17 protein-coding genes are annotated in these 26,655 nt (G+C 50.3%); 11 read left to right on the forward strand and 6 right to left on the reverse strand.

From position 1 onward, the window contains the following. Positions 1-2: 2 nt before the first annotated feature. On the reverse strand, positions 3-1,445 hold the full coding sequence (locus NDI45_RS12415; protein ID WP_348247511.1) for a PLP-dependent aminotransferase family protein: 1,443 nt from the start codon (positions 1,443-1,445) through the stop codon (positions 3-5). A gap of 274 nt (positions 1,446-1,719) precedes the next feature. Between NDI45_RS12415 and NDI45_RS12420 the strand changes: the two genes are divergently transcribed. Then, positions 1,720-2,001, forward strand: a complete 282-nt coding sequence (locus NDI45_RS12420; RefSeq protein WP_190792808.1) for a hypothetical protein — start codon at positions 1,720-1,722, stop codon at positions 1,999-2,001. A gap of 279 nt (positions 2,002-2,280) precedes the next feature. Here NDI45_RS12420 and NDI45_RS12425 read toward each other — a convergent pair whose 3' ends face one another. Then, positions 2,281-6,213 carry a PAS domain-containing protein gene (locus NDI45_RS12425; protein ID WP_348247512.1) on the reverse strand — a complete coding sequence of 1,311 codons (3,933 nt, stop codon included), beginning with the start codon at positions 6,211-6,213 and terminating at the stop codon, positions 2,281-2,283. A gap of 959 nt (positions 6,214-7,172) precedes the next feature. Here NDI45_RS12425 and NDI45_RS12430 point away from each other — a divergent pair. The 6 genes from NDI45_RS12430 to NDI45_RS12455 all read left to right on the forward strand — a co-directional run bounded on the left by NDI45_RS12430 (position 7,173) and on the right by NDI45_RS12455 (position 17,393). Next, entirely contained in the window at positions 7,173-8,435 is a 1,263-nt protein-coding gene (locus NDI45_RS12430) for a response regulator (RefSeq protein ID WP_348247513.1), read from the forward strand. 482 nt (positions 8,436-8,917) lie between these two features. Next, positions 8,918-9,298: a response regulator gene (locus NDI45_RS12435; RefSeq protein ID WP_190792810.1), complete on the forward strand. Its 381-nt coding sequence runs from the start codon at positions 8,918-8,920 to the stop codon at positions 9,296-9,298. Next, on the forward strand, positions 9,299-9,844 hold the full coding sequence (locus NDI45_RS12440; RefSeq protein WP_190792811.1) for a chemotaxis protein CheW: 546 nt from the start codon (positions 9,299-9,301) through the stop codon (positions 9,842-9,844). After that, complete coding sequence (locus NDI45_RS12445; RefSeq protein WP_190792812.1) at positions 9,841-13,380, forward strand: GAF domain-containing protein; 3,540 nt, start codon at positions 9,841-9,843, stop codon at positions 13,378-13,380. Before NDI45_RS12440 ends, NDI45_RS12445 begins: the two co-directional genes overlap by 4 nt. Before the next feature lie 317 nt (positions 13,381-13,697). Next, on the forward strand, positions 13,698-16,883 hold the full coding sequence (locus tag NDI45_RS12450; protein ID WP_348247514.1) for a hybrid sensor histidine kinase/response regulator: 3,186 nt from the start codon (positions 13,698-13,700) through the stop codon (positions 16,881-16,883). A 66-nt stretch (positions 16,884-16,949) separates the two neighbouring features. Further along, positions 16,950-17,393: a chemotaxis protein CheW gene (locus NDI45_RS12455; protein WP_190792814.1), complete on the forward strand. Its 444-nt coding sequence runs from the start codon at positions 16,950-16,952 to the stop codon at positions 17,391-17,393. A gap of 19 nt (positions 17,394-17,412) precedes the next feature. Here NDI45_RS12455 and NDI45_RS12460 read toward each other — a convergent pair whose 3' ends face one another. Then, on the reverse strand, positions 17,413-18,891 hold the full coding sequence (locus tag NDI45_RS12460; RefSeq protein WP_190792815.1) for a PLP-dependent aminotransferase family protein: 1,479 nt from the start codon (positions 18,889-18,891) through the stop codon (positions 17,413-17,415). 132 nt (positions 18,892-19,023) lie between these two features. On the opposite strand from NDI45_RS12460, the gene NDI45_RS12465 reads away from it, so the two are divergent. The 3 genes from NDI45_RS12465 to NDI45_RS12475 all read left to right on the forward strand — a co-directional run bounded on the left by NDI45_RS12465 (position 19,024) and on the right by NDI45_RS12475 (position 21,229). Beyond that, positions 19,024-19,518, forward strand: a complete 495-nt coding sequence (locus NDI45_RS12465) for a GNAT family N-acetyltransferase (RefSeq protein WP_348247515.1) — start codon at positions 19,024-19,026, stop codon at positions 19,516-19,518. Positions 19,519-19,610: 92 nt separating this feature from the next. Further along, on the forward strand, positions 19,611-20,315 hold the full coding sequence (locus tag NDI45_RS12470) for a pyridoxamine 5'-phosphate oxidase family protein (protein WP_348247590.1): 705 nt from the start codon (positions 19,611-19,613) through the stop codon (positions 20,313-20,315). Continuing rightward, positions 20,312-21,229, forward strand: a complete 918-nt coding sequence (locus NDI45_RS12475) for a DMT family transporter (protein WP_348247516.1) — start codon at positions 20,312-20,314, stop codon at positions 21,227-21,229. Before NDI45_RS12470 ends, NDI45_RS12475 begins: the two co-directional genes overlap by 4 nt. Before the next feature lie 61 nt (positions 21,230-21,290). Here the strand turns inward: NDI45_RS12475 and NDI45_RS12480 are convergent, their stop codons facing one another. Further along, positions 21,291-22,769: a cytochrome P450 gene (locus tag NDI45_RS12480; RefSeq protein ID WP_348247517.1), complete on the reverse strand. Its 1,479-nt coding sequence runs from the start codon at positions 22,767-22,769 to the stop codon at positions 21,291-21,293. Positions 22,770-22,923: 154 nt separating this feature from the next. Then, positions 22,924-24,399: a 2-polyprenyl-6-methoxyphenol hydroxylase-like oxidoreductase gene (locus NDI45_RS12485; RefSeq protein WP_348247518.1), complete on the reverse strand. Its 1,476-nt coding sequence runs from the start codon at positions 24,397-24,399 to the stop codon at positions 22,924-22,926. 767 nt (positions 24,400-25,166) lie between these two features. Between NDI45_RS12485 and NDI45_RS12490 the strand changes: the two genes are divergently transcribed. After that, on the forward strand, positions 25,167-25,526 hold the full coding sequence (locus tag NDI45_RS12490) for a DUF6464 family protein (RefSeq protein WP_190792820.1): 360 nt from the start codon (positions 25,167-25,169) through the stop codon (positions 25,524-25,526). Positions 25,527-25,586: 60 nt separating this feature from the next. Here the strand turns inward: NDI45_RS12490 and fmt are convergent, their stop codons facing one another. Next, positions 25,587-26,588 carry a methionyl-tRNA formyltransferase gene (gene fmt / locus NDI45_RS12495; RefSeq protein WP_190792821.1) on the reverse strand — a complete coding sequence of 334 codons (1,002 nt, stop codon included), beginning with the start codon at positions 26,586-26,588 and terminating at the stop codon, positions 25,587-25,589. Between the last annotated feature and the right edge of the window lie 67 nt (positions 26,589-26,655).

Consider the following 26,655-nt stretch of genomic DNA (forward strand, 5'->3'; position numbering starts at 1 on the left):
GATCAATGAGACTTTAGCTCCTTTCCGATCGCTGCAATTCCCCAGGCGATCGACTCTGGCGGGTGAGAGAAGTTGAGGCGCATCGCGTTATAGCCTTTGCGATCGGGAAAGAAGGCGGTTGCGGGCGTGGTGAGGATGCCCTGTTCGCGCAGGGTGTGGCAGATTTGCTCTAACGGTAGCCGATCGGGGAGCTGTACCCACAGCAGCAGTCCTCCGATGGGCACAGTCCAGGTTACCTCTGCGGGAAAATGATCTTCCAGGGCTTGCAGCATTTGATTGCGGCTCTGAAGGTGATAGGTCTGCAAGTCGCGAAGCCGATGGCGATAGTGCCCCGATGCCAAATATTCGCTGACGATCGCCTGTGAAGGAGTGGGCGTGTGCAGATCGTTGATCAGCTTTTGCTCGATCAGGGGTTGCAAATGCTCGCCCGTCACCACCATATAGCCCACCCGCAAACTGCCCATCAGCGTTTTAGAAAAGGTGCTGACATAAATCACCCGATTTTGCTGATCGAGGGCTTTGATGGGCGGCGGCACGGGTTCAAACTGGAGTCCTTCATAGGCGTTGTCTTCTAGAATGAAGCAGTCATACTGCTGTGCCAGGGCGAGAAGCTGTTTGCGGTGGGCAAGCAACGTGGTGATGCCCGTAGGATTATGCAGCGTGCTGACGGTGTAGATTAATTTTGGACGATGGCTTTTTAAGTATTGTTCAAGCAGTTCCAGATTCATTCCAGCGGGGGTCATGGGAATGCCGATCGTCCTGGCTCGCAGGTTTTCCAAAATCGATAGTGCGCCGTGATAGCAGGGCGTTTCCACAATTACCCAATCTCCCGGCTGCACAAAGTAGCGCAGTGCCAGCGAAATTCCCTGCATTGAGCCAGTGGTGATCATCAGATTATCCGCAGAAACGATCAGACCGCGCTGCACCAGCAGTTGGGCAATTTGCTGCCGGAGGGTTTGCAATCCGCGTGGCGTGTCGTACTGATAAAGCGTATCGGCAATCTGACTCATGGCACGACGGGCAATCCGCTGCAAGTCTTCTAAGCCAAATGCCTGAGGAAAACCACTGCTAAAGTCCAGAATGCCTGGCTGTCGCTGTGCCTCAAAAGAAGTCATGTAAGACTTACAGAATGTTCCATATTGGGGTGGAGGAATGACTACCCTTTGAGCCGGGGCAAAGCTAGAAACTAGATTGAGCGGGATTTCAGGGCAGCAGTTAACAAAGTAGCCCGACCCCTGACGAGCGTGAATTAGCCCGTCTGCTTCTAAAACGCTGTACGCCTCGATCACGGTGAGCTTGTTGACTGCGGCTTCTTTCGCCAATTCGCGTACCGAGGGCAAACGATCGCCCGGTTGCAGTGCCCCGGAACTGATCAGACGACGAATGCGATCGCGAATCTGCAAATAAATTGGCTGCTCTGCCTGGCGATCGAGGGGAATTTGCATAGCGCAAGTGCATTCAACAATGCAAAGAATTGAACCTTATCGCTTTTATCGCTCATTCGCCTGGAAATGTCCTGGTACAGTTTCTTAAATTTTGAACAGAACAGTTTTAGAAATCTTGAACTGTACTAGCAAAAGCGATCGAATCTGTACCTTCTCCTCAAAGAAAAGTCAGCGCAAATTAGAACAATACTGATTCACGACTCATTCACCCCGATTCACTTTACTCATGACTGATTAACCTTATTCACCCCAATTCCCCTTTAAGGAGGCTGCGATGAATACGCCAGAGTATCGCTACTTGACCGATGAAGATCTTGCCCTGCTTCAAGCCAGAATTTCGCGCCAGTCTTCTATTTCGCTGCGGCGATCGCTGAGTTCGCTCTGGCAGGCTTTTTTGAACTGGGCTGCGGCTCGTCCTGAACCCCGGATCACAGAAAAGTTCGATCGCCAGGGATTGAGGATGGGCTGGCAGGTCTTTGACCCGGAAACTGGGAGAACTGCTTTCTTAGGTTCTGAACTGGAAGTTCGTCAATGGTTAGAAGAACGCTATCGATAATGGCGTGGTTTCCTTGTGGAAGGCCTGGAGTTTGCCAAGCCAGTTTTCAATGCCGATTCCCAGTGCTTTATTCACCGTGATCTTGAAATCCTGAGAACACTGTAGAGAATGGGCAGTTATCGATTTTGACAATCATGCGGTTATTGATTTCGAAAATCGTGCTCAATGCGATTTATACACCCTTGAAGATCATTCCTTAAAAGTTGGTGTATGAAATTGCCCCATTCAATCGCCGCGATAAACTGCCAAAAGTTAACTGAATTCAGATCATTCTCAAATTCATTCATAGACATCTTGTTGAAAGAGAACAGGCTCTCGCTGCACTGTGGCAGATCCAACTAAATTGACAATTGCCTGGATAAAGACTTCGGGTTCGATCGGCTTGGAAATGTGCTTCTGGAACCCGGCTTGGAGTGCCTGCTGCTGATCGAGTTTGCTGGCATAGGCAGTCAGCGCGATCGCCGGAATTTGTCCTCCCTGGTCTGGAGGTAAGGCTCTCACCTGCTGTATCAGCGAATAGCCATCGATGTCTGGCATTCCAATGTCACTGATGAGCAGGGCGGGCTGAAAGCGATCGACTCCGGTTAAAACTTCCAGAGCTTCGGCTGCTGACGCTGTAATCTGGACGATCGCTCCTGCCTGTTCCAGAATGGTGACGGCTAACTCTCGCATATCTGCTTCATCATCGACTACTAGGATTCGGAGTCCGGTGAGGGGTTGGAGGGGTAAGGAAGTCAGCGATCTGTTTGCATCCCATTGCCCCATCTCCCCGGCTCTGATTCGCTTCAGCAGCGGTAGCCTGACGGTAAATGTAGCTCCTGTGCCTTCTCCTTTACTCTCAGCCCGAACGGTTCCTCCATGCAGTTCGACCAGTTGACGCACGATCGCCAGCCCCAGCCCCAAGCCACCAAACCTACGGGTGGTCTTCCCATCCTCTTGCCGGAACGACTCAAAGACATAAGGTAAAAAGTCTAGCGCGATGCCTTTGCCCGTATCTCTGACTTGAAGCTGCGCCTCTGACCCAACCCGCTTTAATTGCACCTCGACCTGCCCGTCACTGGGAGTAAATTTGATGGCATTGGAAAGCAGATTTGACACAACTTGCTGTAAACGTCCGCTATCTCCCAGGACAGGGAGGAAGGATGAATCAAAGCCAGTTTTAATCTGAATATTTTTGGCTTCGGCTGCCAATCGCACGGTTTCTAACGCGGCTTCGATCGTCAGGACTAAATTAACAGGGGCTTTGTTTGAAGCGAGCTTGCCGCGCAGAATTTTAGAGATGTCTAGCAAATCATCAATGAGCTGCGTTTGCTGTTTTGCATTGCGCTCAATAATTGCTAATGCTTGCTGTGTTTTTTGAGCATCAAACCTGCCTGTTTGTAACAGCTTTGACCATCCCAGAATCGGATTCAGGGGCGATCGTAATTCATGGGATAGCACTGCCAGAAATTCATCCTTGATGTGATTGGCTTGCACTAAATCCTCGGTTTGCTGCTGGAGGGCTTGCTCTACCTGCTTCCGCTGGGTGATGTCGAGTAGCGAAACCAGCACATGATCATACGACTCTGAGGCAGGTGGAAACGTGATGCTAAACCAGACATGGAGCCGCTCACCCTGCAAAGTTTGCAGAACGGTTTCTGTGGCAAAAAAGGTTTCTTCGTTGGCGATCGCGAGTAGCTCTTCGGCAAAAGCGGCTTGCGTTTCCGGGACAAAGATTTGCTCTAAGGACGCAAGCAGTTCTCTCTTTTCTTGAGCGCCAAACATGGTTAGGGCAGCCTGGTTCACATCCTGAGGTTTGGTGAGCCGTGCCATTTGCTGAACAAATTCGGGATGATCCGCAAAATACTGACGAAAATCCTGAACTCCTGCTGCCTTGAGCTGGTCGATCGCAACCTTTGCTTCCGAAAAATCCTCTTCCCAAATTGCCACGCTCACCGATTCGAAGATATAGCGATAACGCTGTTCCTGTTCTACTAATTCTGATTGTGCCCGTTTGCGTTCTGCTTCGCCGTGCTTTGCTGGGGTAATATCCAGTGCTGTGCCAAAAAAGTCAACAGTTCGTCGGGCTGATCCTTCCCCTTCAAATCGAGCCTGCCCTCTAGCAGATATCCATCGCTCGGTGCCGTCATTCCACACCACCCGATACTCAATTTCATACATTCCCGATGAAGCGGGATCGAGTGCAGCCGCCACCGCTTCCGTAACCGATGTGCGATCGTCGGGATGAACGCGCTCCAGCACGGTCGAGAGCGGAATCATGACCATGTCATCTGGCTCCCCCCAAATTCGACGCATTCGTTGATCAATTTCAACCAGATTTGTCTCCAGATGCAGCCGCCATCCTCCTACCTGTGCTACCTGGGTTGCTATCCGAGTCCATGCTTCACTTTCTTGCAGAGCTTGTTCGGACTGCTTGCGATCGCTAATGTCGATCGAGACTCCCAAAATTTGGCAAGGCAAACCATCTGTAGTGCGGTTAAACACAACGCTTTGCGTATAAAACCAACGCCACTCGTCATTGGCATGATGTGCGCGATACTCAATGCCCAGCACCTCATTGTCGGCTGCTGTCTGGAACAATTCAAAATAGGTTAATACACGCTGCCGATCGTCAGGATGAATCAGGATTGCGATAACGTCTGTTCCCATTGCCTGAATCTGTTCAGAAGAGTATCCCAACAAATCAGCAATTTGGCGGTTTGTATAAATATTTCTCTGTTCCAGAATGTCATAGACAAACAGGACACCGGGCATCGCTTCGGCGATCTGCTGGCTGTAACGCTGGCTTTCCTTAAGTTGGGTTTCAATCTGTTTGCGAACCGTAATGTTTTCAAAGGCAAGTCCAAGGCAGCGATCGGGAAGGGCAAACGCTTTGAGCGCATAAAATCCGGTCGAGATACCGTCTTCACTGTAGGAAACTTCGCCAAGATCGATTGATCGTCCAGTCTGAATCACCTCCAGGTATTGCTGTACCAATGGGGTTTGCAGCAGCTTCGGAAAGCTTTCTGCCATCGTTTTGCCGATCAGCGGTTCAAAATTCAGCCCAACCGTTTGCGAAGCGGCAGGATTGGCAATGAGCAGTCGAAACGATTCGGGGTTATTGGGGTCTTCCAGTTGCCAGACGACAATCCCCACTTGAGTATTGCGAACGATATCCGCATAAAGCTGCAAACGCTGTGCGGATTCCTGCTGAATGTCTTCTGCCTGCTGTCGCTCTAGCTCTGCTGCAATTTGCACGGCAAACAGGGTCAGTAAGGATTCAACAAGCTGGACATTTTCTATCGGCTTGTTGTCCATTACGCCCAGTAAGCCTAACAGCGTGCCCTGTGAATTAAAGAATGGAATCGCGGCATAGCTTTCAATTCCCAATGAAACCAGAAAGCGATCGTCAGGAAACAACGCCTGAGCCTGACTGCCATAGCAGACAATTTTCCGTTGACGAATCACTTCGAGACAGGGCGTATTCTTGAGCGGATATTCCAGGTTGTCAGCAATTTTGCCTTCAGCATAAAAGGCGATCGTTTTGATCGTTTCCGGGCTGTCGTCCATCAGCAAAGTAATGCAGGCGTAATTCACCCCCAGAGCGGTGGCGAGATGCTGTACCAGCGCAGTAAAAAAAGCCTTGCCTGTTACTGCCGAAACGCCCTGCGTGACCTTTAGCAGAGCTGCATCAACCTGAGCCATTCTACGAGCCGCCAACCGTAGCTCCAGCTCATCCATTACTATTGCGGCTAAGTCAATCAGGGTTGCTTGCTGCTCATCGGTCAGACCCGGACGCGGTTTCGTATCTACCAGAGAAAGCGTGCCCAGATTCACTCTGTTTTCAGTTAGCAGCGGTGCACTTGCATAAAAGCGCACGCCTGGTTCACCCTGCACAAAAGGATTGCGACTAAAGCGATCGTCTTGCAGCGCATCAGGGATGATCAAAACATCGTCACCCAATAGCGCGAAGCTGCACAGAGAAACATCTCGCGGAATTTCCTGCTGATCAAACCCGTAACAGGACTTGAACCATGCCCTTGACTCATCCATCAGAGATACAAACACCATCGGCACATCAAATAGCCGCGCAGCCAGAGCCGTGATGCGATCGAATGCTGCTTCGGAAGGCGTATCGAGAATGTTGTAGTACCGCAGTGCCTCTAATCGTTCCGTTTCATCGACAGGTCGAGCAGCAGACTTAGGAATGGGCGGGGGCACGGCTTCTGCCATAGCAAATTACAAATAAAGTTACAAACTATCAGAAACGAAAATTCTCAATAAATTATGAGAAGGGGTTGCGTGTCCGTTTTTCCCATGTCCGTTTTCCCAAGTTGTTGTATTGGAGTGTTTTATTTAAGCAGCCATCGCTGGAGGAGCCACTTGAGAGGGCTAGTAAGAGTTTTCTGTCTACTACTTTTGAGTGGTCATGATCCAACGTCTATCATTCTAAAGGTTGGGCTTCGGTTTTGCTTGAGCGGTTTTGCTTGATCGATTCTGCTGAGTGAATTGCTGAATCAACGGCTGAGTCCATTGCTTGCTGAATCCAGTGCTGAATTCATTGAACTGTTGGCGATCTGATTGCTAGCGGTCGTTTGCGGTTGACCGTGCTGTTATCGCTGCGGATTGAGCACTCGCGCAGCAGGTCTTACCCCGGCAAGATGCGATCGGGTCCAATTCAGCAATGTCAGCCGTCTTTTTGTAGCGTTTCAAACAACCTTAAGCATGGCTTTACAGTTGTAAAGGTAAAGTATCCCAAGTACCTGCGATCGTCAAAAATAAGGCTGTTATTTCTTTATAGACCTATCCAGGGGAGGATTGACAAATCAATCAATCTAGTGTTTATAGGGCGAATTACTGATAAACACTATGAAGATTACTTGAAATCCTTGCGCCACAAAAGTTTTGTTGTAATTATTAAGAAGTGCAAAGATGCAAGATATCTGAGGCTTATGGTGCCGAACGTGATTCGTTCTGGAGTGACCTCATCTACCCACACAATTCAGAACCACAGAGTAAAAGATTCTATCTAGGATTGGGGCATGGGTCGTCTAACGGCTGCACAGCTCCAATCAAGACTCCGCGTTTCGCTCAGTCTGCGGTGCAGTGATCAGGGATGCAGTTGAGGTGCTTGTCCACTCAATAATTTCTCCCTCCGCCTCGGTGAACTGTGAGTCTCGCCCGCTTAACGAATGAATACTTCCTTGTCCATTAGTCCGATCGATAAGTCTTTGAACGTCAACAACACAAACAGCATCAATGAGCTGAAACAAGCAGTTCAGGTGTTTATCCAAACACAGTTTACAGGCTGCTTAGAGATAACGGTCAAGGGTCAACAAAGCTTCCAGGCAAACCTGTTCTTCAGATCAGGTCGTCTATTCGCAGGAAGCAGTAGCCTCCATCCAGTTCGTCGGTGGTGTCGCCAAGTGGCTCAATACTGTCCCCACCTCACGGCATCTTCTTCACAGCAATCTCCTCAATTTCAGTATTGGAGTCAGAATGGCTTAATTGAGTTCACAAAACAAGGCAGGATAACCCATGAGCAGCTGGCTGCAGTGGTTGAAGGCAACCTGATTGAGATTTTGTTTGATATTACTCAAACCGCTGCCCAAACGAATGCAGAAATGCAGCTCACCTGCAAACCGCTCACAGAAAATCTACTGCCTCCCTACTTGGTTTTTCCTTCAATCAGTCGCATTCATCAGCAAGCGCAGCAAATTTGGCAAGTTTGGCAAGAGTCTAACCTGAGCCCGTGGTCTCCCAATTTAGCCCCGGTAATTTGGGACGCTGAGGAACTCCGGCAGCAAATGTCATTCCTGGCGTATCACAATCTCACATTATTGGCAGACGGCGATCGCACTCTGAGAGACATTGCAATTCAGCTAAAACAGCCCCTCGTGCCGCTAACCCGCTCCCTGTTGCCCTACCTTCAGAGCAGAATTGTTGGTCTAGACCAGGTTGGGGATTGGGATCGCGATCGAATGTCTTTGTCGAATCGTCGCACAACTCCACCAAGCACAACTCCGCCCAGCGTAACTCCGCCCAGCATAACTCCGCCAACGGCTGTTGCTGCTCAGGCGCGATCAACGCCGCTAATTGTCTATATCGAAGATAGCCGCTTTGACAGTGTTGCCATGAGTCAAATTGTGGCTCAAGCAGGCTACCGATTTATTAATGTGCGAAACCCGATCGAGGCATTGCCCATTTTGCTGGAGCAGAAGCCAAGTCTCATCTTTCTAGATTTGCTGATGCCCGTGACCAATGGCTATGAAGTCTGCACCCAAATTCGACGAATCTCAGCCTTTAAAGACACGCCGATCATTATCGTGACGAGCAAAGATGGAATCGTCGATCGCGTTCGGGCAAAGCTGGCAGGGTCTTCAGAGTTCATTACTAAACCGATCGAGCGAGACAAAGTATTGAGTGTTTTAGAAAATTATCTAAAAAGTTGCTGAACGTCTCTCAATCGACAGTAGATTGAATAGTGTCTGCTGGCATGACATTTGCAAACAAACGGTGAACAAAGTAGGAGTGTATTAAAGATACAGCCTTGGTGTGAAATCTATACGGACTTTTATGTTTTACTCAGGAAGTAACGCGCTTTACCAAAGCGATGATTGAAGAGGTGATCGAAGAGGATATTTGAACAATTGCGATGATGCCTTGAACGATGCTGCTCCCAGGTCAATGTTGGGAAAAAGCCAACTACGATTACTTTTCAGGGTTGCTTTTCAGTGCTACTTTCAAAATTTTACAGCGTTGACCGATTTAGGGAGCTGCAAAAACTGAAAGGCTAGCAAAATGAATTTGTGTCTATACAGTAGTCAGTATTAGAGAATTTAGGGGACAAGGTCGCACCTTTGATAGTCCTCAAACATTCTCCAAGAATTAAAAGGAATGCTCCAAGCCAATTCCAATGAATTTAGGATTAGATCGAATGCCAAAAGTTCTCCTGGTTGAAGATAGTTTGACCGATGCTGAGATATTAATTTCCTACCTTCAACAAATCGGCATTGCTGTTGTCAAAGTCACGAACGGCGAAGAAGCTCGTACAACGCTCAAGTTACACAAACTTGATCTGGTGGTTTTAGATGTGATGCTGCCAGGACAAAGCGGATTTGAACTTTGCCATGAATTTAAAACCAACGTCGCGACAGGACATATTCCAGTCGTTCTATGCTCAACGAAGCAAACCGATGTGGATAAACTTTGGGGATGCTTATTAGGTGCGGATGCCTATCTACCCAAACCAATTAATAAACACAAATTGCTAGACACGATCGCAGAACTCATCCGGTTAAAAGGGCTGAATAACTAGATGGAAAAATCATTGCACCTGGAGCTAACCGCAAGCAGCCTTGATACATTGCTGCTGGACCCGCTCCCGCCCGAAGTTCGCCAACGATTACTGCGCTTTGTCCTGAGCGATCGGGACGAAGTTCTCCTTCCTTTAGAGCAAGTGACCGAAGTGCTTCACATCGATCCGGTCGATATTTTACCCATTCCCGAAATGCCGGGTTATGTGTTGGGAATTGGCAACTGGAGAGGGGAAATGCTATGGCTGATCGATCTGAATCATTTCATTGGGTTTCCTGGTTCCCCGTTCCACGCGCAGGCTTGCTCTTATTTCACGGTTCTTGTGGTTCAAATCAACCATGCCTTTGTTGGAATTCGAGTATTACAGGTTAAGGATATTGAATTACATAATTTGCAGCAGCTTCAGCCCGTAGTTGCTGGCTTATTTTCTCCCAATTTGCTGCCGCTTGTTTTGGGAGTTCTGCCCGAAAGCTGTGATGCGGTCTTAAATCTTCAAGCGATCGTTCAATACCCTTTATGGAACAGATACCCGAAAAAAGGCGTTTGAAATTTTTGAATCCCAATGCCTCGCCCCTGATGCGATTCGCCCGGCAAATCGTGGCGAGTTCCGATCAGGACTTTTCAGCAATTCAGAATAGCGATACCACGACTGCGGAGGATACGACGATGCGAGCCTTTGAAAGATCTCATGAAAAATACCAGCAGGACTATAGTTCCAGAATGCAGCCCACGACGAGCGTCGAAACAAAGGTGGATGAATTTGCGATCCCCGGTGGTAACAGTCTACGGAATGAAATAAAAACGGTTGATCTGAACCAAGCCTTTACCATCGTCAAACAGATGCAGCAGGCAGACAACCTGAATACGCTGCTGGCAACAACTGTCAAAGAAATTCATCAATATCTGCAAGTCGATCGGGCGATCGTCTATCAGTTTCAAAGCGAGAATCAGGGCATTGTGCTGGCAGAATCGCTTACCGGAGGTTATACCCCCACCCTGGAGGAAACGCTGCCCGCGATCGCTTTTGGGGCGGCAATGTCGCAAGATCCCCAGCCCTTTATGACCGTGGATCTGACTTCAAGGGCATCGCTCACCCCCCACCAAGTGCAATTGCTCGATCGATTTCAGGTGCAGGCGAGCTTAAGCTTACCGATCTGGCTCGAAGATGAACTGTGGGGACTGCTCGTGGTGCAGCAGTGCAATCGGGTGCGACAGTGGCAGGATATGGAAATTCTAGTGCTGCGTCAAATCGCGACGGAACTGCAACTGCAAATGCAGCCGATCGAATATCGCGATCGACGGCAGCAAAAGGCAAGAATGGAACCCGTTCTGGCTCAGATAATAGAATCAACGAACTCTTCTTCAGATACCTATACTGCCCTGGCGAATCTCTGTGAACAGTTGCGACGGTTTTATAAAGCGGATCGGGTTGTGGTGTATCGCTTCTACCCGGAATGGCAGGGGGAATTCGTTGCCGAATCAGTTGGGGCGGGCTGGCTCTCGCTGGTGGATGCTCAGGCAGATGATCCTAGCCTGACCTCGTCTGAAATCGTCAGCCACGATCGCTGTGTGAGCAAGCGAAACGGTGCGCCCGCGTTTAATGATGATCGAGACAAAATCCTGGAAGATACGCAGGGCGGCAGTTACACTAGACGGCAGCAGGTGAAGCGGGTGAATGACATCTACAGTGCTGGCTTTTCGAGCTGCTATATTAACACCCTGGAAAAGTATCAAGCGAAAGCTTACATTATCGCGCCTGTGTTTGAGCGAGATAGCCTGTGGGGTTTAATTGCGGTCTATCAGTGTACGGCTCCGCGAGTTTGGACGGATTCTGAAGTGATGCTACTTTCGTTGTTGAGCGATCGGCTCAGTACCGTTTTGCGGCAGCTCGAATCTATTGGTCGAGTTCAGGAAAAGTCAGCACAGCTTGAAAGCCAATCTCAGCGGTTAGCCCAGATAGTCGAACGGGGCGTTTCCTACAGCAAGTTGACGTACAAGCTTGGTTCTGCTCTGCTTCAGGAGAATTTCTCGATCGATCACATCCTGCAATTCGTTGTTAAAGAAGTGCGACAACAGTTGGGCAACCATCGTGTTGCGCTCTATCGCTTCAATGAAGACTGGAGCGGTGAATTTATTATCGAAGATGCCGATCGTAACTGTTATTCGATCGTGGGAGCACATCTCAAAGTATTTGGCGAAGATAGTCTGCAAACGAGCCAGGGAGGACGCTATCGTCGCAGGGAAACGCTTTGCGTTGATGATATTTCGGTGAATGAGTCGTCAGATTTTCCGGTGACGCTTTTACAGGAATGGGGCGCGAGTGCCTATCTGGCTGCGCCGATCGTCAAAGAAGAACAGCTTTGGGGATTGATTGTTGCATTTCAGAACGACGGTCCGCGTCACTGGGAACAGATTGATATCAACTTGCTGGCTCAGGTCGGAGTGCAGGTCGGGCTGGCCTTGCAGCTTGCAGAATCCTTCGAGCAGCTTCGAGGACAATCGATGCGAATGGCTCAATCGGCGGAGCAGGGTCGCTTTATTCTTTCAGTTGTGGATCGGATTCGTCGATCGCTCGATTTGCAGCAGGTTTTCAAAACCACCGCACGAGAAATTCGCAATTTTCTGGAGGTCGATCGCGTTGCGATTTTCAAGTTCCATGCGGATTCCCATTACACCACCGGAGAAACGATCGCTGAAGACGTGCGCCCCGGCTACACCTCTGCTTTAGCAGTTCAGGTGGTTGATCACTGCTTTAATGAACGCTATGCCGAGGAATACCGAAAGGGACGAGTCTGGGCAACTGCCGATATTTATCAGGCAAACCTGCAAGCGTGCTACATCGAAGTCTTGGGCCAATTTCAGGTCAGAGCAAATCTGGTGATTCCGCTGTTAAAAGGTGAGGAACTCTGGGGCTTGTTCTGTATTCACCAGTGCAGCGGAGCCAGAGAATGGCAGGAAACTGAGATTGAATTTGCCAAGCAGATTGCGGCTCAACTCAACGTGGCGATTCAGCAGGGCGAATATGTGGAGCGATTGCAGGCTCAGTCCGCACAGCTTGCAGAAGTTGCCGATCGAGAGAAAGTTGCCAAAGAGCAGCTCCAGCAAGAGGTCATTCAGCTTCTCTCTGCCGTTCGTCCTGCGCTGGATGGCGATCTCACCGTTCGCGCCCCAGTGACCGACGACGAGGTTGGCACCATCGCTGCCGCCTATAACAATACTCTGGGCAGTCTACGGCAGATTGTCATGCAGATGCAGACCGCAGCGAATCAGGTCGCTCAGACTTCTCAAGATAGCGAATCTTCGATCGCCAGCCTCACGGCTCAGGCACAGGAGCAGTTTCAGGCGTTAACGCAGGCGCTCCAACGAGTTCAGCAGATGGTCAGCTCGACGCAAGCCGTAGAAACCAACGCGCAACAGGTCGAAGCTGCCGTTCAACAGGCAAACCAGATTGTGATCACCGGGGATGCCGCAATGGATCGTACCGTCGATGAAATGGAAGGCATCCGTGAAACCGTTGCCGAAACAAACGATCGGCTTCAGCGATTGAGCGAATCGTCCCGCAAGATTTCCAGAGTGGTGAGCTTAATTAGTAACTTCACAACGCAGACTCAACTCCTGGCACTGAATGCTGCGATCGAGGCAACTCGCGCCGGAGAATATGGACGGGGTTTTGCAGTCGTTGCGGATGAAGTCCGATCGCTAGCTCGCCAGTCCGCCAATGCTGCAACTGAGATCGAACAGCTTGTCCAGGAAATTCAGGCGGGAACCGCAGAAGTGTCTACCGCGATGGAGACGGGCATTAAACGGGTGGTCTCAGGAACGGAAGTGGTGAATGATGCGCGTGAAAATCTGAATGCGATCGTGGATGCGACGAGCCAAATTAGCTATCTGGTTGCGGGAATTACTCAGGCAACGCAAGAGCAAACGCACCAGTGCCAGTCGGTGACACAAACAATGACAGAAGTCGCAGCGATCGCCAATAAAACCTCAGGTGATGCGGTGGAAATTGCAACCTCCTTTAAGCATCTGCTGACTATGGCGCAAGATCTGCAGTCGAAGAGTGAACAGTTCAAGGTGGATTGATGCGATCGCTCCTCAGGAGTTGAGTAAAGTTTTGGGGGAATTTGAGGAGTCTTAGAGATCCTACAGTGCCCCCTATATTCCTCAACTCTAGAGGACTTTGAGAACACAAGGATCGCCTTTTCTCAGGAGTCTTTGTTGTCTTTGTCAGATGTGTTAGCGCAGTGTAACGCGTTATCGTCAGGGCTTCTGGAAATTGATGCGTTACGGTTTTGCCCAACCTACTCTACGGTTAATTACGCCTACCTACTTAGCACAGCAACTAGCACAGCAATTAGCACAGCAATTATTAGTAAAAGCGATCAGTTATTAGCAAAATAATGACTACAGATTCAGAGATTCGCGAGAGAACTTATCAATATTTTCTTCAAGAAGCACCAGAATTGCTTCAAGCATTAGAACAGGGATTGCTCAGCTTCAAAGAAGAACATGGTATCAATCAAGTCAATAACTTGATGCGAGTGACGCATACGCTAAAAGGGGCAGCAACCAGCGTAGGACTGGAAACGATCGCCACTGTTGCTCACTCTCTAGAAGATATTTTTAGAGCCTTGTGTAATCCTCAGGCCCCGATTGATTCTGAAACCGAAGCGTTGCTTTTTGAAGGCGTGGAGTGTCTGCGTTTGCCGCTCGTGGCAGAACTTACCGGAGGCGCGGTTGACCATTCCGAGATTCTCGATCGAGCCGCTACGATTTTTGCTCAGTTGCAGGAGCAGCTCGGCGATTGTTTTGATCAAACGGTTTCCTTGCCTACCTCGGCCGAACTGGGTTTCGATGTCACACAATCGATTTTTGAAGTCGGCGTGGCTCAGCGATTAGATCAGATGACAGCCGCCTTGTCCAATGCCCAGCCCGACGAATTAGTGGCAATGCTCCAAACTCAGGCAGAGGTGTTTCAGGGTTTGGCAGAGTCGCTCAACCTTCGGGGATTTGGCGCAATTGCTCAGGCAACGTTGCTGGCACTCAACCATTACCCTGAGCAGGCGACAACGATCGCAGCCCTCGCATTGGATGATTTTCGAGCCGGGCAAAGTGCAGTGCTTGAAGGCGATCGAAGTCAGGGCGGGTTCCCTTCAGAGGCGTTGCAGCAACTGGCAGGCCAGAATGTTGATGAGGCAATCTTCGGTGTCGCGGAAATTTCGGCTCCTGAATTAGAGCTACCGAATCAGTCGGATTTAGCGGATTTATCAGATTTATCAAATGCATTAGATTTATCAGATCTATCAGATGCATTAGATCTATCAGACCCGTCTAATTCGCAGGAGCCAGACCCGTCTTCAGATGCCTCAGAAGGCTCTCTGATTGAGAATATTTGGGGTCAATTGACCGACCTCGAGAGTCTCAATTCTGAAGAGGAGACAGAGCAACTCGCTGCAATCACCGTTGTGCCTCCGGCCGAGAACAATTCAACTTATCAAATTGATGTATCCCCGATCGCCAGCGATACTTCGGCGATGCCTTTCCCGAAGGAGCCGGGCAATCCGCCTGTCCATGTTCGGGTGAACGTTAAACACCTTGATGAATTAACTTATTTAGCAGGTGAGCTATTAACCAATCACAGTCGCCAATCCCTTCAGATCGAACAGCTTCAGGGGGCTGCCCAGGCATTAATCAGCCGAATCCGGCAGCATCAACAACGCCTCAACCCGCTCCGAAGCCCGTCGATCTGGCAAACGAGCGGATTAGAACGCAAGCCGCGAAAATCAAAAAAACGTTCATCGCGAAATGGCGCAGCTCATCAACAAGCGACCGATCGTATCAATCGAAAGGATAGGATTCAAGATTCTCCAGGCTCTAACCCGATTAATTCACAGCTCATTCAGTCTTTGCTGGATGACATCGTTCAGCTTACTGAAGTTGCAGATGCGATCGATTTATTCACCCGGACATCCAGCCAGACTTTAGAAAATCAGCGATCGCTATTAACCAGCACGCGCCGCGCTCTGATTGAAGCTCGAATGCTGCCGCTGGGCGAAATTCTCAATCGCCTGCCGCCGATCGTGCAGCAGCTTGAAACCCTTCACAATAAACAGGTAACGCTGGAATTCAATGGCACTGAAGTGCTGGTCGATAAGGTGGTGGCTGAGAAGCTATACAACCCATTGTTGCATCTGGTTCGGAATGCGTTTGATCATGGCATCGAACCGCAATTGCTCCGGCAGCAGCAGGGTAAAGTTGGCTATGGCACGATTAGAATCTCTGCGCGGAATCAGGGCAAATACCTGATGATTGAAGTCCAGGATGATGGAAAAGGGTTGGACTTTGACCAGATTCTGAAACGGGCGATCGAGCGTCAAATCATTTCAGCAGACGCGGCAATGAGCGTTAAACCGTCCCAGTTGATTGATCTTTTGTTTGAGCCGGGGTTTTCCACTGCCGATCGCGTCAGTGATTTGTCGGGGCGCGGCGTTGGGCTAGATGTTGTACGAGATCAGATTCAAGCCCTGGGCGGCTCTGTCACGGTTGAATCGCAAAGGGGAGAAAGCACCTGTTTTGTACTGCAAATTCCGCTCAATTTGACTGTTGCTCCCCTGCTGGTTTTTGAAGCTGATGCGAAACGATATGCGCTGCTTGATGACGCGATCGAACAAATTGTGATTCCTCAAGCTGCTCAGGTTCTAATGCGAAACGATCGCAGAATTTTGCAGTGGGGCAAAGGGAACGATACAAAATTAGTTCCACTTTACAAGCTAAAAGATCTTCTGAACTATGATGCTTTAATTCCTGACTTGACTCAGTTTCAAATTCAAAATTTGCCTGTTCAAGAAGGAATTAGACCTGTGATTCTGATTCGCTTTCGAGATACGCTATTAGGTCTAGAGGTGGATCAGTTGATTGGCGAACAAGAATTAGTCATTCGTCCTTTTGGAAGTTTGCTGAAATCTCCTGACTACATTCACGGCGTTAGCGTTTTACCCGATCGGCGCTTAGCTCTGGTCATTGATGGTGCATTATTAATGCAAAAAGCACTTGAGAGCCCGGTGGATTCCAGTATCGATCGCCCTTGGAACAATCAAGTGAGCCAAATGTCTCAGGACGATGCCGCAATCGCTCTGCTTCAGCCCCAGGCTCAAGCTGCTTTACCAGGCTTGCCCAATTTTGTGATTCCGGCTAATCCCAGTCGCAAGATTTTGGTGGTGGAAGATTCCATCACAACCCGTCAGGCGATCGTCTTGATGCTGCAAAAAGCGGGTTATCAGGTCTATCAGGCGCAGAATGGATACGAAGCGTTAACACAGCTCGAAAAACAGAAAATTGAGCTTGTGCTGTGCGATCTAGAAATGCCGGGAATGAATGGCTTTGAGTTTTTGAGACGGGTTCAGCAACAGCCAAACCTTGCCAATATTCCTATTCTGATGCTGACCTCACGTAATGATCAAAGCTACCGTTTGGTGGCTTCACAGCTAGGGGCAGCCGCGTATATGACAAAGCCTTACATGGAACATAAGCTGCTAGAAATGGTTGAGAACTTGCTTGAGAGAACTATCTTGAGAAAACCGTCTTAAGAAAATCATCCTGAGCAAGCAATGATGAGGTGATTTTTAATCAACCATTCGACGAGCAAAGAAGAAATGATACAGCGCGAGCAAGAAGAACGAACGTTTGTTGTATTTGCGATCGTAGGATATCACTTAGCTCTGCCGATCGAAATTGTATTACAGGTTGTGAACTGCCCGGCAATTGCTCAAGATGAGCTGAGCAAAATTGGATTGCTACGGATCGGGCAACATCTCATTCGGGTCGTTAATCTAGATCGGTGGCCAGACATCGATTCGGTTGAGTCGTCCCGGAAAAGCCAGAACTTTTTGATTGTCATTGCTGGCATTGAAAAGAAATTGTATGGAATTCTGGTGCATGAGCCGCCAAATTTGATGAAGCTTCCGCTCAATAAAGTTCAATGCCTGCCCCCAATGGAGCGTCAATTTCCTTTGTTGAATCTGGTAAGCCATGTCATTATGCGGGATCAGGCTGAAAGTCCAACAGCCGTCTTTTTGTTGGACAGAGATAAGTTTTAAAGAATATTGGGGTGATGCGCTACCCCTTTAGCCCTTGAGCCAGACGATCGATCCCGACTGCAATTGTTTCTGCATCCAGGTCTCCATAGCCCAAGATAAATTCACCTCGATCGCCGGAATCGAGATAGTGAAATTGAGCAGGCATGATTCCTACACCGGCTTTCGCAGCCCGTTCGATCACTTCTGCATCACTCCAGGGCGAATCGAGCTTGACCATAATATGAATTCCCGCCTTTTCACCAAAAACGATCGCCCGATCGCCAAAATGGGTTTTCAAAGCTTGTACAAGCGTTTGGCGAAGCTGGTCATAGTGCGATCGCATTTTGCGAATGTGGCTCTCCAGATGTCCCGCTTTGATAAATTCGGTTAAAACTTGCTGTTCGAGTGTGGGAAGCTGACGATTGCTTAGCCATTTTGCCTGGGTGAACAAAGACACCAGCGATCGAGGAACCACAAGATAACCGATTCGCAACGCAGGAAATAGAACTTTGGAGAACGTGCCGATATAAATAACAGAATGATTTTGATCTAATCCCTGTAATGCGGGAATTGGTCGATCGCCATAGCGGTACTCACTATCGTAGTCATCTTCGAGAATTAAACAGCGATGCTTTTGTGCCCAGCTCAATAGTTCCAGGCGGCGGGAAAGCGACAGAATTGATCCGGTGGGAAACTGATGCGACGGCGTGACATAGACTAATCGTAAAGTATCTAATCGCAAAGTATCCGAATTCAAACTGGCAAGTTTTTCGACCCTTAAGCCTGACTCATCGACCGGGACCGGAAAGAGGGTGGCTCCGTGACTGAGAAAAACGCGACGCGCACTCAAATACCCCGGATCTTCGATCGCAATTCCATCCCCGGCATTAATCAGCAATCGCATGATCAAATCGAGAGCCTGCTGCGTGCCGTTGGTGAGGATGATTTGTTGAGGGTCACACTGCACCGCTCTTGCCCGCGACAAATACCCGGCGATCGCCTGCCGCAATGCCTGCTCGCCCTGAAAATCAGTGGTGTAGTCTAACCAGCGATCGTTTGACAAACAGTAGCGCGACAACAATTTGCGCCAGAGCGCGATCGGAAAATGCTGAAGTGCGGGTTGCCCATAGCGGAAGCTGATCGGCAAATTTGAACTAGGCTGCGGTAAAAAAGAAGTTTGGCTCAGGCGAGTGCCGTAGTGAGACAGCGCAACGGATTGGGTAGGAGAAACGGGTTCTATTTCGATCGGCGCAGACTGCATCAGATCATCAGGAAGCTGAGCGCAAACATAGGTTCCAGAACCCCCGATCGTTTCCAGATAGCCCTCGCTGAGCAATCGATCGTAGCTCTGCGTGACGGTGGTGCGCGAAATGTGCAGAGACTGAGCCAGCGATCGAGTAGAGGGAACCTTTTGGCGGGGCAGCAATCGTCCGGTGAGAATCGATCGCCGCAGTTCCTCATAAAGCTGCTGATGGAGCGGCAGGGCAGCGTTGCTATCGAGGGTAATGGCTAAGTCCATCTCCGGTTTCGCTCCTTTGTGTTCAAAGTGGACTGGTAGAAAAGCATACAATTGGCTATTGTGAAAGTCCACTCAGGCGGGCTAGGCTCAGAATACCAGGATGTTAAGCGATGCCACTCAATGCAACACCAGATGCAACAGTGCTTCCAGATTCGGGCAGCCGTTCCCGCAGAAGATGCCTTAATTGCCCATCACTTTTATCAGATGTGGTTAGACAACCAGATTGCTGAAGAATCGATCGCACCTGACTGGTTAGAAATTACCCTCGAATTTATCCAGCAGGCTCGTCATACCTTGGGATATCAGGCGTTTGTGGCAGAGTTCGAAGGACGAGTGGTTGGTTCTGCCGGAGGTCAGCGCTTTGCCGGACTTTATCCTAATGTGATTAAAACTTGCGATCGATGTGATGGATACATCTGGGGCGTTTACGTGGAGTCTGCCCATCGAGGTCGCGGAATTGCAACCCAACTTACCCAGCAGCTAATGGCTTATCTGAAGACGATCGGCTGCACCCATGCCGTCCTCAATGCTTCTCCATCGGGCAAGCCGGTTTACGCTCGCCTGGGGTTTGTGGAGGGTAATTTGATGCGGCTTGATTTACAGCAGCAAAATGTCAATCTGCATTAATTCAGACCAAAAGAGACTAAAAGTTGAGACCAAAAGGGACTAAAAGAAACTAAAAGTTGAGAACAAATGCGATGACTTCAATCAATACCGGAATGAATCCAGAGACAAACGATAGGGATACAGGATCGAACTCATTGGAGATCACTCAGCGCACCCAAATCAAGCGACTCCCGCAGCGCGGCAACTACGATCGCCCTTTGATTCACCAAATCCTGGATGAAGGCTTAATTTGCCAGGTTGGATTTGTCGTGGAGGGTCAGCCCTTTGTCATTCCCACGGCTTACGGTAGAGTAGACGATCGCCTCTATCTTCACGGATCGCCTGCTAGCCGAATGCTGCGGACGCTGAAGCAGGGCGTTGAGATGTGCGTAACGGTGACGCTGCTCGATGGACTGGTACTGGCGCGATCGGCGTTTCACCATTCCATGAATTACCGTTCGGTGGTGGTCTTTGGGCGAGCAGAAGTTGTTGAAGATGCCGCCGAGAAAATAGCAGCATTGAAAGCCTTTACAGAACACGTCATGCCGGGTCGCTGGTCGGAGTTGCGTCCTGCTACACAACAGGAAATCGCCGGAACGCTGGTGCTCTCGCTGCCGTTGAACGAAGCCTCTGCCAAGGTGAGAACGGGACCGCCCAAAGACGATGAAGCCGATTATGAATTGCCGATCTGGGCAGGAGAATTGCCTTTACGCCTGACTCCCCTGGCTCCCGTTGCCGATCCTCAGCTCTCGGTCAATGTGGATGTGCCGTCTTCGGTGCAGCAGTACAGCAGGAGTCCGCTGGAGACGGCGGAATGAGCGCGAAATTCAGGTATTTGCTGGGTGACTTGTCCAAAAGATTTCAGCCTGAAACGATCGGTTTAGCCTACGGATTTTTAGGAGTACTTACGTTTAGTCTGACGCTTCCGGCAACCCGCATGGCAGTCGTTGGACTTGATCCAATCATCGTTGGGTTAGGACGAGCGATCGTTGCAGCGATTCTGGCAGCCGGGCTGCTGAAAGTGACTCGGCAACCGCGACCTGCTCAGCGTCATCTTACAAGCCTGGTTGTGATTGCGGCTGGCGTAGTGGTGGGGTTTCCGCTGCTTTCTGCCTGGGCAATGCGATCGCTTCCTGCGTCTCACGGAGCAATTATCCTGGGCATTTTGCCGTTGGCGACTGCTGGGGCGGGTGTACTGAGAACGGGCGATCGTCCCTCTGCGCTGTTCTGGCTCTGGAGCAGTCTAGGAAGTGCAGTGGTTGTGCTGTTTGCGGTGTTAGCAGGCGGGGGACACGTTCAACTTGGAGATTTTGCACTGCTGGGGGCAGTTGCATCGGCGGCGATCGGGTATGCCGAGGGCGGACGCTTATCGCGTGAGCTAGGCGGCTGGCAGACGATTTGCTGGGCGTTAGTTTTGTCTGCGCCGTTTCTGGCTGTGCCCGTTGCGTTGACCGTTGCTGAGCGAGGACTGCACGCCTCCTTTGAATCGTGGTTAGGCTTTGGTTATGTCAGCGTGTTCAGTATGTTTCTGGGCTTTTTTGCCTGGAACCACGGGCTGGCGATCGGCGGCGTGGCGCGAGTTAGTCAAGTTCAGCTTTTGCAGCCTTTCTTGACGCTTTTTGCCTCTGCCCTGCTGCTGCACGAACCGATTACCTTCTTCACGATTGGGACGGCGTTTATCGTAGTTGTCCTGGTGGGTTTGGGAAGAAAAGCTCCGATCGATCGACTATAGCCCGTCATTCTCTTAAGACAAACCTTAGACAAACCCTGAAAGCAAACCCTTAAGGCAACTCTTAAGGCAAATTCACCATCTCGCGGATATCGCCCCGTACCCCGCCCACACCCTGATAAAACTGGCGATCCTGTGCTTGTACTATCATTGGCAGCCCGTATTTGGGAGCCATCACAATCACACCTGAGCGCTCGATCGAGCGGCGGGGCACAAACTGAAGACGGTATCGCTGGAGCAGCATCGCCAGAATGATCTTGATCTCCATCATGGCAAAGCCTGCGCCAATACAAATCCGAGGACCCGCACTAAAGGGATTGTATTCGTATGCGGTTGGGGTAATCGTTGTCCAGCGATCGGGGTTAAAAGAGGCAGGGTCAGGATAAAGGTCGGGCATTTGGTGCGTCTGGTAAATGCTGACCAGCACCTCGGTTCCTTCGGGCAGGGCATAACCGCCTAGTTCAGTTGGCTTAGCAGTGACGCGACCATTCCAGGGAACGGGGGGCAAGATTCGCATACTTTCTTTAATCACTCGCTCCAGCAAGGGCAACTGCTGCAACTGCTCTAGCGACGGCGCACTTCCGTGCAGAACGGAGTCTAGCTCATCGACCAAATCTCCTAAAATCTGCGGATGCTGTGAGAGCAGGAATAAAGTCCAGGTTAGGGCGTTGGCACTGGTTTCATGCCCTGCTACAAATATCACCCCAACGTGCCCCAGCAGTTCTGCTTCGCTCAGGCGAGAGCCGCTTTCCTCATCCCGTACCTGAATCAGCATCGATAGCACATCGGGTTCATCGCCACCCCGCTGCTGTTTGGCTTTGATTAACGCGCCCATTTTCGCTTCGTATTGAGCCACCCGGTTTAAGTATTGCCACCACGGTGAACCGGGCACATCCAAGGGAAAGAGCTGCGGTAGCAGACTCCCCTGCAAATGCAATGCATCGTAGATGATTTGCCCTGCGCCACGATCGGTTCCAATATCTTCTTCAAACAAAGATTTGGTTGCAATGCGAAGGGTGAGCTGTCGCATCCAGTCAGCAATCTCATGAACCTGCCCTGGCTGCATGCGGTTCAGCTCGTTCTCTGTAATGGTGATCATGTCGCTGGCATAGGTTTCGAGCCGCTGACGATGAAAGGCAGGCATCATCAATTTGCGCTGTTGCAGGTGGTGGTCTTCATTGACCCCAAAGAGTCCGGCAAGAAAATGCTGAAGTGGCTTGGTGCGCTCTGAGGTGTTTCGGAAGCGGTATAGTGGTCCGGTCAGCGGATACTTGTAATAAACGTCGTGCTGAGTTGCCACCTGACGCACCAGATCAGGACCATAAGCGAAGACCGTTCCGGGACAGTGAGTACGGGGGGAGTAGATGCGGGTTCCTCCATTCCGGGACAGGGCAACAAGCGTGCCATAGTCGCGAAAAAGCTGGCGGCTATAACCGATCGAATCTCTGGCAAACCGGAGGCTGTTGAACGTAGAACCCAGGAGGGGCAATGGACGCGGACCTGGGATGTTAAAGCTGGGACGTTCTCCGATCGCAGGTGTCATGGGTTCCTCCCCAGATGGCTACCGTGGGTAACTTCATCCGCATCTTATCTCGATCGCCAGGGTTGCAATCAGAGCTGTGATTGAGTGTTACAGAATGCTTGAATTGTAGTTCTGCGCTTTTGGGAAGGACTTGCTGCACCATCAGCCGCATCAATCAACGGGTGGAAATGGCTGATTCCGAGGGCGATGTAAATCGCTGCCAACGCTTGCTAAAGGAATGCGCTAAAATTTGACCGAAAATCGACGGCTGCAACAGTACGCTCGAGGGTTTGAGCAAATGCAGCACTTCCAGGAAGGTGTGATGAATGCTAGCGCGATCGACGATCAGTTCTAGTAGCTGATCCCAGTACCAGTTTGTGAACCGGGTGGCAGCGTTTATTGGTTTGCCCTGAGTGCTGTGATAGCGGTAGTCAATGCTGATTGCAGCCGTCCATGCCTCTTGATGCGCCTTGGCAAGCTGTTTTTGCAGCGCGTGAGTTTGCTGGTCGAGCTTGTCGATCGCCTGGTGCCGAAGAAACTGATCCAGTGTCATGGCTTCAAGGGCAGCAACGGTCATGGCTTGCCCATAGGTAGGATTCAGCAAGCAAGCCGCATGTCCGACGACAACTAAACGGGCAGGCAGCGGGGACTGCTCATAGTAATGCTGGCGATTTTCGTTGCCGTAATAGGCATAAGGTGGCGTTAGTGGGGTTGCTCGCTCGATCGCCTCTGCCAAAACAGGCGAGGGCAAACTGCGGGCAAACGCTAAAAATCCTGCATCATCAGTCGGAGGATAATCGCGATCGCCGCCGACTAAACTCACAATCCAGCGACACTGGTGGGGATTGTCGCGATCGCCTTCAATTGGAAAGATGGCTCCGCCTCGAATTTGCTGAGGGGGGGCAGTGGGCATAAACACCATTTTCCAATTCACATCCCAATCGGGCGGGGGCTGATAAATCCGAGCTACATAACCCACAAAGGCATTAATCTCGGTTTCGGGCGGTGCTTCATACCCTAGTTTCCGTAACCACTGCGGCGTATGAGAAGCCTTACCGCTGGCATCCACAACCAGATCCGCGTACAAATTCTGATTGGATTCAGAGTTGGATTCAAAATTGAGTTCAGATTTGGATTCAGGATTAGATTCAGGATTAGATTCAGGATTGAATTTTTTATGTTGATGCAGCGATACCCCCAGAATTTTTTGGCGTTTCGGGTCAGTTAACAGTTCAGTTACGCTGGCTCCTGTTAGAAACTGCACCTGGGAAAAAGCGGCTAATCGGCGGCGAATGCTCCAGTCCAGCAAGTCCCGGCTAAAGGCAAGCAGTGCCAGCTCCGAGTCACGCTGGGCTGCCCAGCCGTTCGGTGTGAGGAAGGCAACGTCTTTTATGCTGTCTAGCTCGATCGCACCCTTGTCGAGCAGTTCTGATTTCAGTCCGGGAAAGAGCTGTTCCAGGATTTGTTGCCCTCGCAGCATCAGTGTGTGGGGAAAGCGAGAGTGGGGCACTCCCTTGCGGGGGGCAGGCTCATCTGGATAAATATCGCGCTCGATGACGGTAACGCGATCGAAATGATTTGCCAGAACCCGACTCATGAGCAGCCCTGACAGACTGCCCCCAATCACGACTGCATGACTGTTGTGTTGCATTATGGCATCCTCCAAAGCACTCAAGCAGCCCGACTGCCTGATATTCTCCAATCTTAATCGCGATGTTAATCGAGCAACATTCCCCTTCAGGGTAACAGGCAGGACACGCGGCTACGATCGCCCTCCTTTCTTGCCTTTATCCTTGCTTTGTCCTCACCTTATCCTTGCCTTTGAAGCGCGCTGTAGCTCCACTGCATCCGTAAACAACACGACTGCGAGTAAACAACATAACTGCGAGCAAACAACACGGCTGCGAAAGGAATTCCTATCGCATGTCTAAAAGCATTCGCTGAAGCATTGAGCGGGGTATTGGTATTTCAGCCCTTAATGAACTGCCAGCCGTGGCAGAATGCGATCGCCTCGGTGCTCTCAGTTTTCTACACTTTTTTGCAAGCAATAATGTTCACGCGATCGTCACTGCGAACGTTCTTTCAGTTCTACATACTCAATCTAAAACTGTACAAATCATCTATAAGCTATCTACAAACTATTTATAAATTATCTACAAATTAATGATGCTTCGGTGCAGATAATCCTTGATCCCTTTTCATCCCCTATGATTTTCCTGATAGGTTCTCCTGCTGTCTTAATTTTTGTAGCTGGGTAGCTTCGAGTTCGGTGAATCGCGATGCAGCGAGTCCATTAGCTTGACGATGCAGCAGCTTTCAGAGAATTTGATGGAGCTTGAAGTCGATCGAGGGGCTGGTACGATACCATCCTTAAATAATGGATTGGCAACACTACACTTTTTAACTTCCTTACTTCCTATGGAGCCATCACTGCCCACTGAGGTGATTCTCAGCCACCCAAAACGATCGCTTGGTAGCCTGCACCTGAATTGGAATCCACAGCCAGGGGCATATCTCGATCTCGAAGGTAAAACCTATGCAGTGCTGGAGCGTCATCATCGCTATCAGTTCAAGGCAGGCAAATACTGTCTGCAAAAAATTGCCCTTTATGTCCAGTCCATTCAGCGTCCGGCTGAGCAGAGTGAGTTTAATGGACTGTGGATTATTGGCGATGCGACCTGTCGCTACAGTGCGCGATCGGAGCTAATTCGGTGTGCGATTAATCCGTCTGGTCCCTGTGAAGGATGCAGCCACTATGAAACGATCGCCGAAGCCTGAAGTGGCTTTTGCCAAACGGCCCCACCGATTGCTTCGCACGTTCCTGGAGAGATAATCGCCTCACAGCCTGTCCAGCTTTTCGCCTACCTGGAGCCGCATCCCGTTGACAAAATCCCAGCCGGACTGCGATCGTTTTCCGGCAGGCTGCACCTCTTTGAGCAACAGCACCCCTGCCCCGGTTTGCACCACCGCGCCCTGACCTTTCAGCAATCCCACGATCGTTCCCGGTTCCGCGTCTTGCAGTGCATCAGCCTGGGTCCATTCCTGCTGGATCTTGCCGAGTTCTGGCGGCATAACGGAAAGTGAACAGTCCAGGGGAAGAGTAACGCTAATCTTGAGGGGCGCATCTCGAAACTGAGTCACGCAGCTCGGATAAAAGCCGCGAATCTGATTGTGTAGCTCCAGAGCCGATCGCGTCCAGTGAAGCTGATAGTCTTCTTTTTTGATCAGCGGCGCGTAGGTTGCCTCGGCATCATTCTGCGGCACAGGCTGAATCAGGTTTTGCTCCAAACCAAACAGTGTGTTTACTAGCAGCGTCGCCGCATCAAAGGACAGGGTTTTTGCCAGGTCGAGGGCATGGTCGCTAAGGGCGATCGGCGTCACAGACTTGAGCAGCATCGCGCCTGTGTCCATTCCCGCGTCCATCAGCATCGTGGTAATTCCGGTTTCTGCTTCGCCGTGATAAAGGCTCCACTGAATCGGCGCAGCTCCGCGATACTTCGGCAAAATCGACCCGTGGGCATTGATGCAGCCCAGACGCGGCATATCAAGAATTTCCTGTGACAAAATCTGACCGTATGCCACGACCATAAAAGCATCTGCCCCTGCCTGACGCAAAGTTTGCAGCACCGTTTCATCTTTTTTGATGCGCTGCGGCTGCCACACCGTTAGCCCCTGCTCGATCGCCAGAGCTTTCACCGGAGAAGGCGTGACCTCATTGCCGCGTCCCCGTCGCTTATCGGGCTGCGTCACCACGCCCAACACCTCGATCGCCTCATGACGAACCAACCGTTCCAGGCTGGGCACGGCAAACTGAGGAGTTCCAAAAAAGATAATTTTCATAGGAGACCACAGGAAAAAAGCAGGCGATCGCAATCACGCCGAATCATGCTGCTGAACGATTGAGTTG

It is taken from the genome of Leptolyngbya sp. GB1-A1 (assembly GCF_039962475.1).
GTDB lineage: Bacteria > Cyanobacteriota > Cyanobacteriia > Elainellales > Elainellaceae > Leptolyngbya_A.

Excerpts from the sequence above, each read along its gene's own strand:
- NDI45_RS12415 (WP_348247511.1), bottom strand. The coding sequence starts at position 1,445 with ATGCAAATTCCCCTCGATCGCCAGGCAGAGCAGCCAATTTATTTGCAG.
- NDI45_RS12420 (WP_190792808.1), top strand. The coding sequence starts at position 1,720 with ATGAATACGCCAGAGTATCGCTACTTGACCGATGAAGATCTTGCCCTG.
- NDI45_RS12425 (WP_348247512.1), bottom strand. The coding sequence starts at position 6,213 with ATGGCAGAAGCCGTGCCCCCGCCCATTCCTAAGTCTGCTGCTCGACCT.
- NDI45_RS12430 (WP_348247513.1), top strand. The coding sequence starts at position 7,173 with ATGAATACTTCCTTGTCCATTAGTCCGATCGATAAGTCTTTGAACGTC.
- NDI45_RS12435 (WP_190792810.1), top strand. The coding sequence starts at position 8,918 with ATGCCAAAAGTTCTCCTGGTTGAAGATAGTTTGACCGATGCTGAGATA.
- NDI45_RS12440 (WP_190792811.1), top strand. The coding sequence starts at position 9,299 with ATGGAAAAATCATTGCACCTGGAGCTAACCGCAAGCAGCCTTGATACA.
- NDI45_RS12450 (WP_348247514.1), top strand. The coding sequence starts at position 13,698 with ATGACTACAGATTCAGAGATTCGCGAGAGAACTTATCAATATTTTCTT.
- NDI45_RS12455 (WP_190792814.1), top strand. The coding sequence starts at position 16,950 with ATGATACAGCGCGAGCAAGAAGAACGAACGTTTGTTGTATTTGCGATC.
- NDI45_RS12460 (WP_190792815.1), bottom strand. The coding sequence starts at position 18,891 with ATGGACTTAGCCATTACCCTCGATAGCAACGCTGCCCTGCCGCTCCAT.
- NDI45_RS12465 (WP_348247515.1), top strand. The coding sequence starts at position 19,024 with ATGCAACAGTGCTTCCAGATTCGGGCAGCCGTTCCCGCAGAAGATGCC.
- NDI45_RS12470 (WP_348247590.1), top strand. The coding sequence starts at position 19,611 with ATGAATCCAGAGACAAACGATAGGGATACAGGATCGAACTCATTGGAG.
- NDI45_RS12475 (WP_348247516.1), top strand. The coding sequence starts at position 20,312 with ATGAGCGCGAAATTCAGGTATTTGCTGGGTGACTTGTCCAAAAGATTT.
- NDI45_RS12480 (WP_348247517.1), bottom strand. The coding sequence starts at position 22,769 with ATGACACCTGCGATCGGAGAACGTCCCAGCTTTAACATCCCAGGTCCG.
- NDI45_RS12485 (WP_348247518.1), bottom strand. The coding sequence starts at position 24,399 with ATGCAACACAACAGTCATGCAGTCGTGATTGGGGGCAGTCTGTCAGGG.
- NDI45_RS12490 (WP_190792820.1), top strand. The coding sequence starts at position 25,167 with ATGGAGCCATCACTGCCCACTGAGGTGATTCTCAGCCACCCAAAACGA.
- fmt (WP_190792821.1), bottom strand. The coding sequence starts at position 26,588 with ATGAAAATTATCTTTTTTGGAACTCCTCAGTTTGCCGTGCCCAGCCTG.